Genomic DNA, 18513 nt, shown 5'->3' on the forward strand with positions numbered 1-18513 from the left:
ACAGCTAACATAAAACGCGGCCAGGAAAAGAAAAATAGATGAAGTTAAAACAGTTAGTAGCAGCCGGAGCCATTTTTTCCAGTGCTAGCTTTGCCAATGCTGCGGCGCAGAATAGTGAATTCGTTGTAGAAGACATTCGAGTAGAAGGTCTGCAGCGAGTTGCACTAGGTGCAGCCTTAACCTATTTGCCAGTTCAGGTTGGTGATGAGCTAAATACCTTCCGGGTAACTCAGCTTATCCGTTCTCTGTACTCATCAACGCATTTCGAAAATGTCGAAATTCTGCGTGACGGCAACACATTGGTAGTACGCGTAGCCGAACGCCCCACAATAAGTAACATTATTTTTGAGGGCAACGATGATATTAAAGATGAGCAACTCCAAGAAAGCTTAGACGGCAATGGCGTACGATTAGGTGAGCCTTTAGATAAGACCGTTCTAACGTCCATTGAAAATGGCTTGAAAGATTTCTTTTACAGTATTGGTAAATATAACGCTGACGTTACAGCGATTATTACACCGCTTCCTCGAAATCGTGTCGATTTGAAATTACTTTTCGAAGAAGGTGATGCGGCTAAAATTCAACAAATCAACATCGTTGGTAATGAGATTTTTACTGATGCTGAGTTGATGGATCAGTTTGAGCTGCAGTTTGATACACCATGGTGGGATTTCTTGTCAGAAACTCGCTATCAGCAACAAACGTTGCAAGGTGATATGGAATCACTACGTAACCACTATTTAGATCGTGGTTACCTCCGCTTCAATGTTGATTCTACACAAGTATCTATGACTCCTGAAAAGTCGGGCATTTACGTTGCAATGAACGTAAGTGAAGGCGAGCAATACACTATTTCAGAAGTGGAACTAGTGGGTGATGTGCTTGGACATGAAGAATATATTCAGCGTGTATTGCCACTTACGCCAGGTGAGCTTTATAACCAAGCTGAAGTGACTTACACAGAAGAGTTTATTAGTAAGTACCTTGGTCGATTTGGTTATGCTTATCCAACCGTGACCACAGTACCAAACATCAACGATGAAGATAAAACGGTTAAGCTGACACTGTCTGTAGACCCTGGCAAACGTATCTACGTTAAACGTATTAAGTTCAACGGTAACGTGGTTACTGCTGATAACGTGTTACGTCAGAACGTAAGCCAAATGGAAGGTACATGGTTATCAAATAACTTACTTGAGTCATCCAAGAACCAATTATCTCGTTTGACGTATATGGAAGAGGTTGAGTTTGAAACCATTCGAATTCCAGGCCAAGACGATCAAGTAGACGTTAACTTCAACGTTAAAGAGCAACCTTCTGGCTCATTTAACGCAGGTATCGGTTACGGTGACCAAACCAAGTTAAGCCTTCAAGCGGGTATCCAGCAAGATAACTTCCTGGGTACAGGTAAGCGTGTAGGCTTGAACTTAAGTACGGTTTCTTATCAACGTTCAGCACAAATCACGTATAACGACCCGTATTTTACTATTGATGGCATAAGCTTAGGTGGTTCATTAGGGTATAGTGAATTTGATGGCTCAGACTTTAACGTTATCCAGTACAACTCTAAGCAGTGGTCTGTAGGTGCAAATGTCGGTTATCCGATAAATGAATTTAACCGAATCAACTTCGGGCTAACGTACAGCAACGTAGAGCTTTATAACCGTGGTTATTATGAGCAAACGGAACAGTTTTATAATCAGTTCCTTGACGGAGATGATCCTGATGCGCCCATTAAATACCATAGCTATCTTGCCAGCGTAAGTTGGAGTCGTAGTACATTAAACCGTGGTTTATTCCCTACGGCTGGTTCGTCACAGCGTGCCTCATTTAGTATCACTACACCTAATTCAGATGTGAACTACTTCAAAACCTTGTTTGATGGGAAGTGGTATTTCCCACTGTCTAGAAATCAGCGTTGGTCAGTACTTGCAAGAATTAGAATGGGTTACGGTAACGGCTATGGCGATGTAGACGGTAACGAGCAAATATTGCCATTTACCGAAAACTTCACCGCAGGTGGTTCGGATTCACTTCGTGGATTTGAAAACAACACCGTAGGTCCGCGTGGTATCATTCGCTCGCCAAGTGGCTCTTTAACAGGCCCTGATGGCGAAGTGTACCCAACCGACCCTATTGATGATGTAATTACATTATCAAGCCGCAGCCTTGGTGGTAACGCTATGGCACTAGGTGGTCTTGAGTTAATTGTTCCCACACCTTTTGTGGAAGCAGATATGGATAACTCGGTACGAACCAGTCTATTTGTGGATGTGGGCAACGTGTGGGATACTGAGTTCGATTACGACCAATATAAAGACTTTAGTCAATCTAGTACTCAGTATGGTTCATTGATAGACTATTCTGATTGGTCACTGTATCGTAGTTCTGCTGGTATTTCGGTACAATGGATTTCACCAATGGGACCGATGGTATTTAGCTTCTCAAGAGCTATTCAAGAACGTGATGGTGATGATGCTAAATTCTTCACCTTTAATATCGGTCAAACATTCTAGAATATTAAACGGGGCCCTAGGCACCCAGATAAAAAGATGGATAAAAGGAGTTCCTTTTGAAACAGTTGGTTAAACATATTGTTGCAGGTGCAATGCTTGGTAGCGCACTAGTTAGTACTTCAGTAATGGCAGAGCAAAAAATTGCTGTTGTTGATGTTCAGGGCATTTTTCAAGCTATGCCTCAGGCTGCTGAAATCCAAAACGCCATTCAGGTGGAGTTTAAAGATCGCATCGAAGAAGTTAATCAACTTCAACGTGATGGTCAGTTCTTCGCAGAACGTCTTCAACGCGACGCAGCAACAATGAGCGCTCAAGAAAAGAAAGAGCTTGAGCAAAAAATGTTGGCTGTACGTGAAGAGTTAGCAGAAAAAGCACAACCGCTTAAGCAAAACATTCAGCGTCGTAGCAACGAAGAACAAAACAAATTATTCAGCCTTATCAAGCAAGCAATTGATTCAGTTGCCGCTAAACAAGGTTATGACATTGTACTTAACGCAACGGCAACGCCTTTCGTAAAAGAACAATACGACATGTCAGAGCAAGTATTAGAACAGGTTAGCAAAGTAAACTAAGGCAGTAATGCTTACAGTTTGTCGCTAATTTCATCAGACCAACGCCCGAAAGGGGTTGGTCTGATTTGTTTTTTGCGCCTAACAGCGTATGGTTGCCGCCGTTTTAGTAATTTACGGCGAGTTTGTGACCATGAAACAGTTTTTAGGTCATGCTTGCACTATAGGAGATAGTTTTTGACCACTTCACTCAATACCATAGAAATCCAGGAAATTCTGTCGTTACTTCCTCACAGATACCCGTTCCTGTTGGTTGATCGAGTAACAGACTACGTTCTGGGTGAATCAATTAAAGCATATAAAAATATCACTTTTAACGAGCCTTGCTTTACCGGGCACTTCCCAGGCCGCCCTATATTTCCAGGCGTGCTGATTCTAGAAGCCATGGCACAAGCCGCGGGCGTTCTTGGTTTTAAGACCATGGGCCAAAATGATAAATTGTATTTATATGCAGGAATTGACAACGCTCGATTTAAGCGTCCTGTTGTACCTGGAGACAAACTAGAGTTTGATGTTGCCTTGGTAAAAGAAAGACGGGGCATCTGGAAGTTTAAAGGCGTTGCAACTGTTGATGGCGAAAATGTATGTGTTGCAGAGTTTATGTGTGCAATGAGAGAGATGACCTAACGTGATCCATCCTACTGCGGTAATTTCAGATAAAGCATCTATTGGCGAAAACGTCACTATTGGTCCATTTTGCGTGATTGATGATGATGTGACGATTGGCGATGGCTGTGTATTGAAGTCCCATGTGGTCGTTCGCGGCACCACCCGCATTGGCAAGAATAATACTTTCTATCAATTTTCATCTATTGGTGAAGATTGCCAAGACAAAAAATATGCTGGTGAACCCACAAATTTAATTATTGGTGATGACAACGAGTTCCGTGAAGGCGTGACTGTGCATCGTGGCACCATTCAAGATAATAGCGAAACTATTATTGGTTCACGATGCTTGTTTATGGTTAATTCACACATTGCCCATGATTGTGTGTTAGGTAATGACATTATTTTAGCCAATAATGTGGCCGTTGCTGGGCATGTTCACATCGATGATTTCGTTATTGTGGGCGGTGCGGTTGGCATTCATCAATTTTGTAAAGTGGGTGCACATGCGTTCTTGGGCGCAGGCGGTATTATTCTTCGCGACACGCCTCCTTTTGTGATGGTGAGCGGCACTAAAAATATTCCTCAGGGCATTAACTCTGAAGGTTTGCGACGTCGCGGTTTTGATAAAGATGAAATTATGGCCATTAAACGGGCCTATAAAGTCATTTACCGTGAAGGCAATACGGTGGCTGAAGCCGTGGAGATACTTTCTTCGCAAGAAGCAAGTTCTAGCGGTGTTGCTCTCATGACTGAGTTCTTGAAGAACGCAGAGCGTGGCATCATTAGATAATATGAGCCTGCTATCATGAGTAAACCTTTACGTATCGCCATGGTGGCAGGCGAGCCATCAGGCGATGTACTCGCCGCTGGTATGGTTGGCGAATTAAAACGCTTATACCCTGATGCAATTATTGAGGGGATAGGCGGGCCTAATATGCAGGCTCAAGGTTTTCATAGCTTATTTGATATGGAAACCTTATCTGTAATGGGCTTAGTGGAAGTACTGTCCCATCTACCCGCTATTTTAAAAGTCAAAAAAGCGCTGCTCGCCCATTTCTCTAATAACCCGCCTGATATTTTTGTTGGCATAGATGCCCCTGATTTTAACCTTCGGGTAGAAAAAGAACTTAAAGCGAAGGGTATTAAAACCATTCATTACGTTAGCCCAACTATTTGGGCGTGGCGTGAAAAGCGGGTACATAAAATTGCCAAGGCGGCAGGGCGAGTGCTGGGCTTGTTTCCTTTCGAGCAGCAAGTTTATGATAAGTACGATGTACCTTATACCTTTGTTGGTCACACTATGGCAGATAGCATAGCGTTAACACCTGACCAACAAGCGTCTCGCAAAACGCTCAATCTACCTATCGATAAACCGGTTTTGGCGGTACTACCAGGTTCTCGCCGTGGTGAAGTCGATACGCTTCTGCCTATTTTTATTAAGACGATGGAAAAAATTGCCGCGCAAAGACCGGATGTTGAATTTGTGATCCCCGCTGCTAATACGCATCGTCTAGAACAAATTAATAGCATGTTGAAAGAGGCTAACAACGTAACTGAAAGGCTGCCTATTCACGTTACTGAGGGGACGTCTCGCGATGCCATGATTGCCAGTGATGTCATATTGCTCGCATCTGGCACGGCTACATTAGAAGCTATGCTGTGTAAACGCCCCATGGTAGTGGCGTATAAATTGTCGCCAATAACCTATAAAATTATGCAGCGTTTGTATAAAGCGCCTTTTTTCGCCTTACCTAATTTATTGGCTAATGAAGCGTTAGTACCAGAACTGCTTCAAGACGACGTCAACCCAGACACATTAAGCCAGCAAGCCCTAACTTATTTCGACAGTGACAACACTGACTTAATTTCCCGTTTCACCGACCTCCACCATACGCTAAAATGCAATGCTGATAAAACAGCAGCACAAGCTGTAGTGGAGGAATTGTTTGCATAAGTTAATAGCCGGCGTAGATGAAGTTGGAAGAGGCCCACTTGTTGGGGATGTGGTAACCGCCGCCGTTATACTCGACCCTGCCAACCCCATAGTAGGGTTAACCGACTCTAAAAAGCTCAGCGAAAAAAAACGTATTGCGTTAGCCGCTGAAATAAAAGCGAAAGCGCTTTATTGGCATATAGGGCGCGCCACACCAGAAGAAATCGACATCCTTAATATTCTCCATGCTACCATGTTAGCCATGAAGCGTGCTGTGGAAGGTTTAGCGGTAACGCCAGACTTTGTTCGGGTTGATGGTAATCGATTACCTGATTGGCCTTATGCTGCAGAAGCTGTGGTTAAGGGCGATAGCCTATACGCTGAAATTTCTGCCGCTTCCATCATTGCCAAAGTAGAACGTGACAACGATATGCTGGCATTGGATGAATTACATCCAGAATATGGTTTTGCTGGCCATAAAGGTTATCCTACAAAAGCGCATTTTGAAGCACTCGCCACCCATGGCGTGATTGATGGTTATCGCAAAAGCTTTAAACCAGTTAAGGCACTACTACAAGAGATTCAATAATTATGTCCTCGCCTTTTATTCATTTACGCGTACACAGCGATTATTCCATGATGGATGGGCTTAATAAGGTTAAGCCCATACTTGGCAAAGTATCCGAGTACAACATGCCTGCTGTGGCGATTACCGACCAAATGAATATGTGTGGTTTGGTAAAGTTTTATTCTGGCGCACATGGGCTTGGCATTAAACCTATTATTGGTACCGATTTCTGGGTGACCAATGAAGCCTTCGGCGATGAGCCGTTCCGTCTTACCTTGCTTGCGATGAATAACGAGGGCTATAAGAACATTACGGTTCTTATTTCTAAGGCCTACTTGCGAGGTCACGTTGCGCATAGAGCGGTTATCGATCAAGACTGGCTTATTGAACATGCAGAAGGCGTAATCATACTCTCTGGTGCTCAACTTGGGGATGTTGGTGTTGCACTTACTAAAAATAACACCAGCTTGTTGGCAGAATCATTGGCCTTCTATAAAACCCATTTCCCAGACCGTTTTTATCTTGAGCTTATTCGTACTGGTCGCCCTGGTGAAGAAGATTACTTACATCGCGCGGTAGAATGTGCCGAGCGAGAAGGCTTGCCTGTAGTGGCAACCAATGAAGTGTGCTTCATTAATAAAGAAGGTTTTGACGCGCATGAAATACGAGTATGTATTCATGATGGCTACACACTAGATGATACTCGTCGACCTAAGCGTTACAGCGACCAGCAATATCTTCGTACCAGCGAAGAAATGGTGGAGCTGTTCAGTGATATTCCTGAGGCCATAGAAAACACGGTTGAAATCGCTAAGCGATGCAACGTTACAGTACGATTAGATGAATACTTTTTGCCCCAGTTTCCTACTGGCGGCATGACCACTGAAGATTTTTTAGTAAAAGTGTCGGAAGAAGGGCTTGAGCGCCGTTTAGCGTTCCTGTTTCCTGATGAACAAGTACGGGCAGAAAAACGCCCCGAGTACGACGACAGGCTCCGTATCGAGTTAGAAGTAATCAACCAAATGGGTTTCCCTGGTTACTTCCTTATCGTAATGGAGTTCATTCAGTGGAGTAAGGACAACAATATTCCAGTAGGCCCAGGTCGTGGTTCTGGTGCGGGCTCTCTAGTGGCTTACGCATTAGATATTACCGACCTTGATCCCCTTGAATTCGACTTACTATTCGAACGATTCCTTAACCCAGAACGGGTATCAATGCCGGATTTCGATGTTGATTTCTGTATGGATAGACGTGATGAGGTTATCGACCACGTTGCCGAGCTGTATGGTCGTCAGGCGGTATCGCAGATTATTACCTTTGGTACCATGGCGGCAAAAGCCGTGGTGCGCGATGTGGGCCGAGTACTAGGTCACCCTTACGGTTTTGTCGATCGTATTTCAAAGCTTATCCCACCAGACCCTGGTATGACGCTTGAAAAGGCGTTTGCTGCCGAGCCTCGTTTGCCCGAAGTGTACGACCAAGACGAGGAGGTTAAAGATCTCATCGATATGGCGCGCATTTTAGAAGGCGTAACGCGAAATGCAGGTAAACACGCTGGTGGTGTAGTTATTGCGCCAACCACTATTACCGATTTTGCGCCGCTATACTGCGACGATGAAGGTAATAACCCTGTTACTCAGTTCGATAAAAACGATGTTGAAACCGCAGGGCTAGTTAAGTTCGACTTCCTTGGATTACGTACGCTAACCATTATCCAGTGGGCCATTGATATGGTGAAGGAAGGGAAGGGTATCGACATTGATATTACCTCTATTCCTTTGGCGGATGCAAAAAGCTTTCGTACCCTGCTAAATGCGGAAACTACCGCGGTGTTCCAGTTGGAATCCCGAGGTATGAAAGAGCTAATAAAACGTCTTAAGCCAGATAGTTTTGAAGATATTATCGCATTGGTAGCCCTATTTAGACCGGGTCCTTTGCAGTCGGGCATGGTAGATAACTTTATCGACCGTAAGCATGGCCGTGAAGCTATTTCTTATCCCGATGCTGAATACCAACACGAATGTTTGCAAGAAATTTTGGAGCCTACCTACGGCATTATCTTGTATCAAGAACAGGTAATGCAGATTGCGCAGGAAATGGCGGGCTATTCCCTAGGTGGCGCCGATTTGTTACGTCGTGCTATGGGTAAGAAAAAGCCAGAAGAAATGGCTAAGCAACGTGGCGCGTTCGCTGAAGGCTCGAAGAACAATAACATCGATCCAGATTTGGCGATGAAAATTTTCGACTTGGTAGAAAAATTCGCCGGCTACGGATTTAACAAATCTCACTCTGCTGCTTACGCCTTGGTGTCTTATCAAACTTTATGGTTGAAAGCCCATTATCCTGCTGAATTCATGGCCGCAGTAATGTCGGCCGATATGGATAATACCGATAAAATTGTTACCTTGGTTGATGAATGCAGTCGAATGGGTCTTGAGTTATTGCCCCCAGACTTAAACGCAGGTAAGCATAAGTTCACCGTCGATGAAAAAGGCAGAATTGTTTACGGCATTGGCGCCATTAAAGGGGTAGGTGAAGGCCCCATAGAAGCCATTATCGAAGCCAGAGAAAACCAAGGTGCGTTTAAAGATTTATTCGATTTTTGTGCAAAAATTGATATTAAGCGCGTTAATAAACGTGTACTGGAAAAACTAGTACTTGCCGGCGCGTTAGACAATTTAGGGCCTCACAGGGCTGCACTCATGGCATCTTTACCTGATGCTATCGCAGCCGCAGGGCAGCATGCCAAAGCGGAATCCTTTGGGCAGTCAGACATGTTCGGATTGCTAACGACTGAGCCTGATGAAGTAGAGCAAGCTTTTGCCGATGTGCCACTATGGCCAGAAAAAGTATGGTTAGAAGGTGAAAAAGATACCTTAGGTTTATACCTAACAGGGCACCCTATTAACCAGTACGTCGAAGAAATTAGGCATTACACTGATGGAAGGCTGGTTGACTTAAAACCCACAGGCAAAGAACAAATGGCCAATGCTGTTGGCTTAGTGCTTGGGGTTAGGGTAATGACCAATAAGCGAGGAAGACGTTGGGCTATTGTCACATTGGATGATAAAAGTGCGCGAATAGACGCTCGTTTTTTCCCAGATACCTTCGAACAGTATGAATCTATGCTAGAAACTGACAGAATATTGCTCATAAAGGGACAGGTCAGCTTTGATGATTTCTCTGGGGGCAATACAATCACCGCCCGTGATGTAATGGACATTGTTCAGGCACGGGAGAAAAACGCGAGAGCATTGGCGTTAAATGTTGAAACCCAGTTGCTTGAACCGAAAAAGATTAATCAAATGCAATCTATCTTGCAGGCCTTTAAAGGCGGAAGTTGCCCGGTGCATTTATTAGTAACCCATCCCGATGCAGAAGCACTGATTACGTGTGGTGCACGGTGGTTTGTTACACCAGAAGATCAACTTTTGCACGATCTCAAACAATGTTTGGGAGAAAAAGCCGTTTCAATCCTCTACCATTAATGGGTAGAGTTCGATAGATTGACTATCTCGCGTTGGCATTGACAAGCGCAGTACGAATAGGACATACAATGAGTATACAGTTTTTGGACTTTGAACAGCCGATAGCCGAATTAGAAGCAAAAATTGAAGAGCTTAGGTTGGTGAATCAAGGCGGTGAATTCGATGTTGGTATTGAAGAAGATATTAACAAGCTTCGCGGTAAAAGCGCTGAGCTAACGAAAAAGATTTTTTCTGACTTGGGCGCGTGGCAAGTATCGCAACTTGCTCGCCACCCTATGCGCCCATATACGCTAGACTACATTCCGCGTATTTTTACTGACTTTGACGAGTTGGCAGGTGATAGAGCTTTCGCTGATGACAAAGCCATTCTTGGTGGGCCAGCTATGTTAGATGGTCAACCTGTGATGGTGATTGGCCATCAAAAAGGGCGCGACACCAACGAAAAAATCAAGCGTAATTTTGGTATGCCTAAACCTGAAGGTTACCGCAAAGCACTACGGTTGATGAAAATGGCAGAGCGCTTTAATTTGCCAATTATTACTTTCATCGATACCCCAGGGGCTTACCCAGGTGTGGGCGCGGAAGAGCGCGGACAAAGTGAAGCCATTGCGAAAAACTTGTTTGAAATGGCTGAACTTACGGTGCCAATTATTTGTACCGTTATTGGTGAAGGTGGTTCAGGCGGCGCGCTTGCGATTGGTGTTGGCGATCGTGTGAACATGCTGCAATATTCAACTTACTCGGTTATTTCCCCTGAAGGTTGTGCGTCTATTTTGTGGAAAAGTGCAGAAAAAGCGCCATTAGCCGCAGAAGCAATGGGCGTAAGTGCAGGCCAGATTAAAGAGCTTGGGCTTATTAACAGTATTGTTGAAGAGCCACTAGGTGGCGCTCATCGTGATCATGCAAGCATGGCTGCGAACTTAAAAGCAGTACTTAAACAGCAACTAAGCCAACTTAAAACCTTAGACACGGCTGACTTGATGGAAGAACGTTATCAACGTCTTATGTCTTTCGGCTACTGCTAGGTAAACGCAGAAAGCTAGCAGAAAAAATAGTACAGTGAGTGTATCGAATGGGCATAGCAAGTGAGTGAGACTGTAAGTCACATCTGTGAGTCTATCACTACTGCACTTGCTAACACGTCATTTGAAGCGCCACCTCTTCTCGTTGTTGCTTACAGCGGAGGGGTGGACTCCTCCTTACTGCTGTATACCTTGCATGCCTTTCGCGAGCAAACCTCTACGGCTGTCCACGCCGTTCATGTACACCATGGATTGAGCGTTAATGCCGATACGTGGCTACGCCATTGCCAATCTGAATGCGATAAATTATCAATTCCGTTTAACCATTATCATGTTTCCGTTAAAAGTGGCGCTCGTAAGAGCCTTGAAGCTGAAGCCAGAGATGCCCGCTATAAGGTGCTACATGAGTTTTGCCATGCAAACAATGGCGTGCTTCTTTTAGGTCAACATGCTGAAGATCAGCTTGAAACCGTACTGTTACAGTTAAAGCGCGGTGCGGGGCCACAAGGGCTGTCAGGCATGGGAGCGCAACAATGGCGAAATGGGGTACTTACCCTTCGTCCCATGTTAGCACTTCAGAAAAACGATATTGTTGATGCCGCGAATCGCCTTGATTTGCAGTGGGTCAATGATGAGTCAAATGCCGATGATCGCTACGATCGTAATTTCCTTCGCAATCAGATTATTCCAGCGTTATCTGAGCGATGGCCTCAATTATCCAATACTGCACTAAGAAGTGCCCAGCTATGTGCCGAGCAAACAGCCTTAGTAACAGAGCAGGCTGAAATATATCTTAGTCAGTGCTTAGTGACAGATACTCAGCTAAAAGGCGCAGAGCTGCTTACCTTGTCTAAAAACTGGCAACGAGCCGTATTGCGCCAATGGTTTTCAAAACAATCAGCGTTGCTTCCCTCTCAAGCGCAACTAATGCAAATAGAAAATATGCTAATGGCGAAACAAGATGCTGCGCCTGAAGTGTCGTTTTCTTGGGGAAAAGTAGCAAGGTTTAATAGCGACCTTTATTGGTTACCAAAACCAAACACACAAATACCCCAATCCCTTGATGTAAGAGATACCGTCGACACTGAGTTATTTTGGTTGAGAGAGCCGCTAACACTCAGGGTGACAAATAAGCTGTCTGGCGCAGTAACCATTAAAATGGGCGTGAAGGGACTGCGTGTAAAGCCAAAAGGTGCACAGGTATCAAAGATACTTAAAGATTGGTTTAAACAGTGGAAGGTTCCTACGTGGGAAAGAGCCGAGGTGCCTATACTCTTTTTAGATGAAGAGGCGGTGGCGCTGGTAGTAAATCGAAAAGTCGTTATCTTGGAAACCATGCCACCGACGTTAGCTGTTGAAATAGTGGGTGTAGACTAAAGTCTATCTTTGTGAGTAATAAGGTGTCGGAGTAGGCAAATATTTGCCAGTGGGCAAAAGTAAGCTGTGACTTCATGGCAGCCGTGGCAAAACATGCTTATTTACTTAGGTATATTTATTATACCTAATATACGTAAAAAGCGTCGTCTCTACGCTACGATAACCACTGGGGTACTATTGTTATTTTTACTGAAGCACTGTCGCTAATTTCCGCCAACATTGCTAAAAACGCTCATAGTTAAAAACGCTACACAGGATACTTGATTCACTAAACTTGTGTGAACGGGTGGTTTAAGCGGCTAAGTAGCTATTTTTACCAGATTGCTTCACTTTGTATAACGCAGCATCGGCGCGGTCAAAAAGCTTACCGGTATCGTCACCCTCACGGTAAATAGCGCCACCTAAACTGCACGATACATTCATGCGTCTTAAGTAACTTGATTGGTTAATACTAAGCTGAATACGCGATGCGGCACATTCTAACTGAAATTGTGTTTGGCAATCTAAAAGGCAGCAGAACTCGTCGCCACCAAATCGAAATGCTTCATCTTCATCTCTTAGTACTTGTTGTAATTGAGACGCTACATGAACTAAAACGTTATCACCTTCTCGGTGTCCGTGGCTGTCATTAACCGATTTGAAATTATCTAAGTCTATGACAAGCAATGAAAAACCTTCCTCGTGACGCTGAGCCCATCCTAACTGACGTATTAGTGCCTGATCGAAGCCTGAGCGATTCCCCAAGCCAGTTAGCACGTCTTTAGTCGTCATCTGGTGTAGGCGTAAAAAAGATTGTGCTTGAGCGACTTGTTTAGCAAATAGTTCATGAAGTTGCTCTAGTGCATTTCGTTCAGAGAGAGAAAGCGGTACTGCAAAATAGTAATGCGCAGTGGCTTGTTTACCTTCCTGAGAGGTAACACCTGGCAATGGTATCGCCACAAGTGTTGACGATAGTTTGGCATTTCCGTATACCCAACGGGTGTCTAAATCCGATAAGCTTAAACCGGCCAATGAGAAAAAACCATTCAATTGGCGAAAGTAAATTTCACCAAGCTTTTCCAATTCCAGCGTAGACAAAATCTCGCTGATGAAGGAGGTTATTTCACTGGCAGATAACGCCTGACCCGTGCTAGCAGGAGGATAAAAATTGTCATGTTGTGTGCTATCGTAGATAGTAGTAGAGAAATCCACGGAAATGCCCCTTTAGCAATACGGAAAAATATACATAAGTGGAAAGTGTCAAAATTTGCCGCTTATGCTAATTTGTTAGTAGGTATTAGCAAGCTTAATGCCAATTTCTGCAATATTGCTTTGCGATATAGTCTACTAAAAATGTAGGGTCGCTAGGGCTGCTGTAATACTTTGATGTTCAGTCGTATTTTAATTTAGATGTGCGTAAGTTTAATCAGCGCGGAACATTAAAGCCTCAAATTAACGGTAGGGAGATGTGAAGTGAGTGCCGGTTTTTTGAACGTTATCGCGTTAATGTTTATTGCCGTTTGTAGCGTGGCTATTTTTAAGCGCATCCATTTACCGCCAATTTTAGCGTATTTATTTGCAGGTATATTAGCGGGCCCACAGCTCTTTGCGCTTTTCGCTCACCCTCAAGAAATGCATTTGCTGGCTGAAACTGGCATCGTTTTTTTGCTCTTCTCACTAGGGCTGGAATTTTCCCTACCAAAGCTAGTGGCCATGCGCTCATTAGTATTTGGCGTTGGGGTTGGTCAAATGCTGCTGACCACCGCTGTATTTACCAGCATTCCTTATTTATTCGGGTTACCTATCAGTGCTTCCATTATTATTGGTGGGGCGCTGGCTCTTAGCTCTACCGCTATAGTCATCAAACAAGCAACTGAAATGGGTATTCTCAATAACAGAAGAACTCAGCTGGCTGTTAGTATTCTGCTATTTCAAGACCTTGCCGTGGTTCCATTCCTTATTGCTATTCCCTTGCTTGCTCAAAGCGGCGAGGTGAGCATTGCGTTTGCCTTAGGTGAAGCCTTGTTAAAAGGTATATTTGTCATCGCGTTTTTAATGTCGGTAGGCAAGTGGGTGTTGCCTTGGGTCTTTAGAGAAATAGCCAAAACCCGCACCGATGAGCTCTTTGTTCTTACCACAATTTTAATCGCGCTATTGGCTGGCGGCCTAACCTATTACTTTGGGTTATCGATGGCGCTAGGGGCTTTCCTTGCGGGAATGATGCTAGGGGAGAGCCAATACAAATACCAACTTGAAGCCGATATTCGCCCCTTTCGCGATATTTTAATGGGATTGTTTTTCGTTACCGTTGGCATGCAGCTCGATATAAATGTGCTGTGGAGTAACTTCTTTACCATTGTTCTTGGCGTTGTTGGGCTGATGATTATCAAAATTCTTATGGTAAGAATGGCCGCTGCGTTTGTGAAAACTAATCCTCTGGATGCATGGTCGGCGGGTATTAAGTTATGTCAGATTGGCGAGTTTAGTTTCGTTATTGCTGCATTGGCGACCACTTATGGTGTGCTTACCACTGGGCAATCTTCTCTCATTGTGAGCATGGGGGTATTGAGCATGGCGCTAACGCCTTGGTTAATGAACAACAGTTTGGTATTTGCAAAGCGTATTGTGGCCAATAAGAGTGAAGACAATGCGCACAATACGTTAATAGTGGATAACGATTTAACCAACCATGTTGTGATTTGTGGCTTTGGCAGGGTGGGGCAATCGGTAGCTCGCATGCTGAAGATGGAAGGCATTGCATTTATAGCGATTGATATGGACCCGGTTCGTGTGCATGAAAGTAGGAACGCTGGTGAGCCAGTGCTGTTTGGCGATGCCAGTCAAAAAGACATTCTTAGTAGCGCCAATGTTGAAAAAGCAAAGCTTATCTTAGTCACCTTTGACCAACCTGATAAAGCAAAACAAGTTATTAGTGGCACCCATCAAATAGATAACACCGCAGATGTTATGGTGCGAACTAAGCGAGACTATCAGTTAGATGGTTTATATTCTGCGGGGGCAAATCAAGTCGTACCCGAGTTGCAAGAAGGTAGTTTGATGCTTATTTCTCAAGTACTGCATTACGCCGGTGTGCCCATGTCTCGAATCTTAAAGCGTGTTCGCGCGGAACGAAAAGGGCGATACGATCACTTGCATGGATTTTACCCAGGGGAAACCACAGAAATAAGCTATGGCACTGAGGATAAACTTGAATTTATTCATGCTGTAGTGCTGTCAGAGCATGCTGCATGTATGGGAAGTAAAATTAAAGATATCGACTTTGCCAGAATGCGGGTGAATGTGCGTGGATTAAGAAGAAATGGTACTGAAGTAAAAGACCCCGATCATGAAGCTGTGCTACAGCCCCATGATGTGCTCGTTATTGCCGGAAAACCTCGGCGCGTAGAACGCGCTGAGAGGAAATTACTGGAAGGCAGTTAGCCGCTCGTAAAATGCTTAAGACCGCTCTTGATGATTTACAGCAAGTGAAAGCATTCAGAAACAATCACTTAGAAAAAGTGTTTAACAAAAAAGCTTATGCAACTTTATCTTTTTCTAAGTCCGCAAACTGCTTTTTCAGATCGTATTTTTCATCGGTAACAATTTTTTCAAGTACAGAAACCCGTTCCTTGAGTGAAGCAATTTCAGATTGATAAGCTTCCGCTGCTTTATCTGACGCCTTATTTGATTTTTTAGTTTTTGATGAGCCTGTGATACTCACAATGGCCCAAGCGATAATCGCAACAATAAAAATAGCGGTCAGATTCATGGTACTTTCCCTTCAGTTTGTTTTAAATTGTTCTGCATTCAGTGTAGGTGAAAAATAATTTTCTTTCCTACAAACCAAGCTTACAAAGCGACTACGCTAAACATACTTTTTTCGTTACTATAGCGCTTATGAATACGCTTGTTGGGAAAAAAGTGTAAATAAATACGTAACTATGCATTAAAGCTTTTTGCCTACTTCATATAGAATAAGCGAATGGACATGCAGGTATTTACGTTAGCGCTCTGTAATTCGTAAGTATATCTATACCAAAGATAGCAAGATGACTGCCATTGTTGTAAATTCACTATGAATCAAAGGTTTATAGTAATTTATATTTATTGAATTATGCTGGTGAAAATCTAATTCACGAAAAATTAGTTAAATTAACGAATGAATGACGAAATTAACAATTCTAAACGCATGGTAAAGCATACAAAGTGGATGCAGCACGCCCTCAGCCTAGCGGATAAAGCAGAAGCAATGGGAGAGGTGCCGGTAGGTGCCTGTGTTGTACATAATGGTGAGTTGATTGGTGAAGGGTGGAATACGCCTATCACAGATAGCGATCCTTCCGCTCACGCGGAAATGAATGCAGTTAGAATGGCGGCAAAGCACTTACAAAACTACCGTACTACCGATGCCACGCTTTATGTCACGTTAGAGCCATGTTCGATGTGTGCAGGAATGTTGGTTCATGCCAGAATTAAGCGTGTGGTATTTGGTGCCAGCGATGCTAAGACAGGGGCAGCAGGGTCAGTGATGAACATTTTGCAGCATCCATCACTTAATCATCAGGTTGATGTGATACCCGGGGTGTTGGCCGACGACTGTGCTAATAAAATATCAGCATTTTTTAAACGTCGTCGGGCACAAATAAAGCTAGATAAAAAAGCCAAACAAGCGGCGCTTAAGCATTGCGGGTCAACTGAGTAAACAACTCACTGGTAACAAACAGCTTGCGGCGTTGTAGTACTTTTTGATGCGTTCTCTTTAACATCACTCTACGTCTATTATTATTTTTCAATTTTATTCCTTTCCTAAATAATTTGTTTCTTTTCATTTTACCCTCCTTGTTAATACAAATTGGGAAATTGAATAAGGCATATTTTCATTTCATAGTTTCTGCATTTATGCCTTAGCTAACCCACAGGCTAGTTACATTCAATGATACTGATCTTAGATGACATCATAATGACAAAATTCAATATGGCGCCAGCTAAATTCTTCCTTGTTCGTCTAGCCAAAGTAAACTGTCGTAATATCGACGAATATTATCAACATACTGAAGCGCTTCGTCGCCCCGAGCGTACCCATAACGCGTTGTTCTGTAGTACTTCTTTTGCCTTAGCTGTGGAAGCCGTTGTTTAACGTCTACCCATAAATCAGGGTTGCCCCCCTGACGCTCTGTAAGAATTCGGGCATCTTCTAAATGCCCTAGGCCGAGGTTATACGCCGCCATCGCCATCCAGGTTCTATCAGGATCCCCAATTCGTGCAGGAATCCTTCCTAATAAGCTGGCGAAGTAGCGAGAACCTCCGCGAATGCTTTGTTCTGCGTCGGTACGATCTTCTACATCCCAATCATTGGCCGTGTCCATGGTCAGCATCATTAAACCGCGAACGCCCGTGCGAGAAATTGCATCAGGATCCCAGTGACTTTCTTGGTAACTCATTGCGGCTAACAAGCGCCAATCCAAATCTCCAGCATATTGCTGAAACATACTTTTGTAGTCTTTTAATAGCGATTCGGCGGATTGATTAAATGCTCTACTATCAACGTAGTCAAATTGCCTAATGTGACCAAAATACTTTTCTTCTAAAACGGTAAACCAACCTGATTGATGTACGGTACCAAAGTATTCAATAATGGCGGCTTTAATTGAATCATCTAATTCAGGGTTTAGCGCCCATGCCATCGGCATTTCTTCTCGTACGGTCAATCCGACAGCCAAATTGGGGTGACGTCTTCGTTGCAGCGCAAGGCGATTGCTATCAGCAAGGGTATAGGCGATATCGCCGGTAGCGACTTTTTGCAGCAATTCCTCAGCATCAGAATCTTCCGTAGTGACTAACAGCGACTCACTCGTGTTGTTTAATACTGCAAGTAGCTGCGCCTGACTGCTCCCTGACACCGTTACGACAGGTTCTGCAAGGCTATTGAGTTCTCGAGGCCTTGTAGTGCCCGCGCGGTAAACCAAGTGTTGAGCAACAGTTTGATATGCAGGACCATATGTGAAGCGCATCAGTAAGGTATCGGTAACCGCGTCACCTGTGGCGACAATATCTAGGTTGCCTTCAGCAAGTTGCTCTAGCATCGCGTCGTAACTGTAGAAAGGATATAAGTCGAGCGTTACCCCGACATAATCTGAAAAGCCGGCAAGTAATTCATATTCAAAACCTTGCGGACCTTCGGCGCCATTATAATAAGTCGCCGCGCCATAAAGCGTGCCTACCTTTATTGAACCGCGCTCAATCAATGACAACAAAGCGTTCGGAACGGTGGGTGAACCACAACTTGTAGCGAAAAAGCATAATGCGATAAAAAAAGATGTTTTTAATCGCTTTTTGTATTGTTGTAACGGCATATACCTTTTCTTATTGTTGTAAATTGGGTCTTGGGAAAAAAAACTGCAACATAGCCTATGTTGAAGGTTACCAATAGAGTATAAATCCTCTATAATCCG

The 18513-nt window shown here is 43.9% G+C and carries 14 protein-coding genes; 11 read left to right on the top strand and 3 right to left on the bottom strand.

The annotated features are described in order from the left end of the window. The first annotated feature begins 38 nt into the window (after window positions 1–38). The 9 genes from bamA to tilS all read left to right on the top strand — a co-directional run bounded on the left by bamA (window position 39) and on the right by tilS (window position 12082). The gene (bamA, locus tag AVL57_RS04825; RefSeq protein ID WP_057793427.1) at window positions 39–2516 is read left to right on the top strand and encodes an outer membrane protein assembly factor BamA; all 2478 of its coding nucleotides are present in this window, start codon (window positions 39–41) and stop codon (window positions 2514–2516) included. Window positions 2517–2572: 56 nt separating this feature from the next. Next, window positions 2573–3088, top strand: a complete 516-nt coding sequence (locus AVL57_RS04830; RefSeq protein WP_013785180.1) for an OmpH family outer membrane protein — start codon at window positions 2573–2575, stop codon at window positions 3086–3088. Window positions 3089–3262: 174 nt separating this feature from the next. After that, on the top strand, window positions 3263–3712 hold the full coding sequence (gene fabZ / locus AVL57_RS04835) for a 3-hydroxyacyl-ACP dehydratase FabZ (protein WP_013785179.1): 450 nt from the start codon (window positions 3263–3265) through the stop codon (window positions 3710–3712). Window position 3713: 1 nt separating this feature from the next. Next, the gene (gene lpxA, locus AVL57_RS04840; RefSeq protein WP_013785178.1) at window positions 3714–4484 is read left to right on the top strand and encodes an acyl-ACP--UDP-N-acetylglucosamine O-acyltransferase; all 771 of its coding nucleotides are present in this window, start codon (window positions 3714–3716) and stop codon (window positions 4482–4484) included. Window positions 4485–4499: 15 nt separating this feature from the next. Continuing rightward, the gene (gene lpxB, locus AVL57_RS04845) at window positions 4500–5648 is read left to right on the top strand and encodes a lipid-A-disaccharide synthase (protein WP_057793425.1); all 1149 of its coding nucleotides are present in this window, start codon (window positions 4500–4502) and stop codon (window positions 5646–5648) included. Beyond that, on the top strand, window positions 5641–6216 hold the full coding sequence (rnhB, locus tag AVL57_RS04850) for a ribonuclease HII (protein WP_057793423.1): 576 nt from the start codon (window positions 5641–5643) through the stop codon (window positions 6214–6216). The genes lpxB and rnhB overlap by 8 nt, the downstream gene beginning before the upstream one ends. Window positions 6217–6218: 2 nt before the next feature. Next, window positions 6219–9683, top strand: a complete 3465-nt coding sequence (dnaE, locus tag AVL57_RS04855; RefSeq protein ID WP_082604956.1) for a DNA polymerase III subunit alpha — start codon at window positions 6219–6221, stop codon at window positions 9681–9683. A 68-nt stretch (window positions 9684–9751) separates the two neighbouring features. Then, a complete protein-coding gene (gene accA / locus AVL57_RS04860) occupies window positions 9752–10708 on the top strand; it encodes an acetyl-CoA carboxylase carboxyl transferase subunit alpha (RefSeq protein WP_057793421.1) in 957 nt (318 codons plus the stop codon). A 60-nt stretch (window positions 10709–10768) separates the two neighbouring features. Continuing rightward, entirely contained in the window at window positions 10769–12082 is a 1314-nt protein-coding gene (gene tilS / locus AVL57_RS04865) for a tRNA lysidine(34) synthetase TilS (RefSeq protein WP_057793419.1), read from the top strand. A 291-nt stretch (window positions 12083–12373) separates the two neighbouring features. Here tilS and AVL57_RS04870 read toward each other — a convergent pair whose 3' ends face one another. Next, window positions 12374–13273 carry a GGDEF domain-containing protein gene (locus AVL57_RS04870; protein ID WP_057793416.1) on the bottom strand — a complete coding sequence of 300 codons (900 nt, stop codon included), beginning with the start codon at window positions 13271–13273 and terminating at the stop codon, window positions 12374–12376. Between the two features lie 261 nt (window positions 13274–13534). On the opposite strand from AVL57_RS04870, the gene AVL57_RS04875 reads away from it, so the two are divergent. Continuing rightward, complete coding sequence (locus AVL57_RS04875) at window positions 13535–15502, top strand: monovalent cation:proton antiporter family protein (protein WP_138118088.1); 1968 nt, start codon at window positions 13535–13537, stop codon at window positions 15500–15502. A 94-nt stretch (window positions 15503–15596) separates the two neighbouring features. Here AVL57_RS04875 and AVL57_RS04880 read toward each other — a convergent pair whose 3' ends face one another. Further along, on the bottom strand, window positions 15597–15830 hold the full coding sequence (locus AVL57_RS04880; protein ID WP_057793414.1) for a hypothetical protein: 234 nt from the start codon (window positions 15828–15830) through the stop codon (window positions 15597–15599). Window positions 15831–16220: 390 nt separating this feature from the next. Here AVL57_RS04880 and tadA point away from each other — a divergent pair, with 390 nt between their 5' ends. Next, window positions 16221–16763, top strand: coding sequence for a tRNA adenosine(34) deaminase TadA (gene tadA, locus AVL57_RS04885; protein ID WP_057793412.1), 543 nt, complete (start codon window positions 16221–16223; stop codon window positions 16761–16763). A 283-nt stretch (window positions 16764–17046) separates the two neighbouring features. On the opposite strand, the gene mltF is transcribed toward tadA, so the two are convergent. Then, entirely contained in the window at window positions 17047–18414 is a 1368-nt protein-coding gene (mltF, locus tag AVL57_RS04890; RefSeq protein ID WP_057793410.1) for a membrane-bound lytic murein transglycosylase MltF, read from the bottom strand. Window positions 18415–18513 lie beyond the last annotated feature (99 nt).

This window comes from Alteromonas stellipolaris (assembly GCF_001562115.1).
Lineage (GTDB): Bacteria > Pseudomonadota > Gammaproteobacteria > Enterobacterales > Alteromonadaceae > Alteromonas > Alteromonas stellipolaris.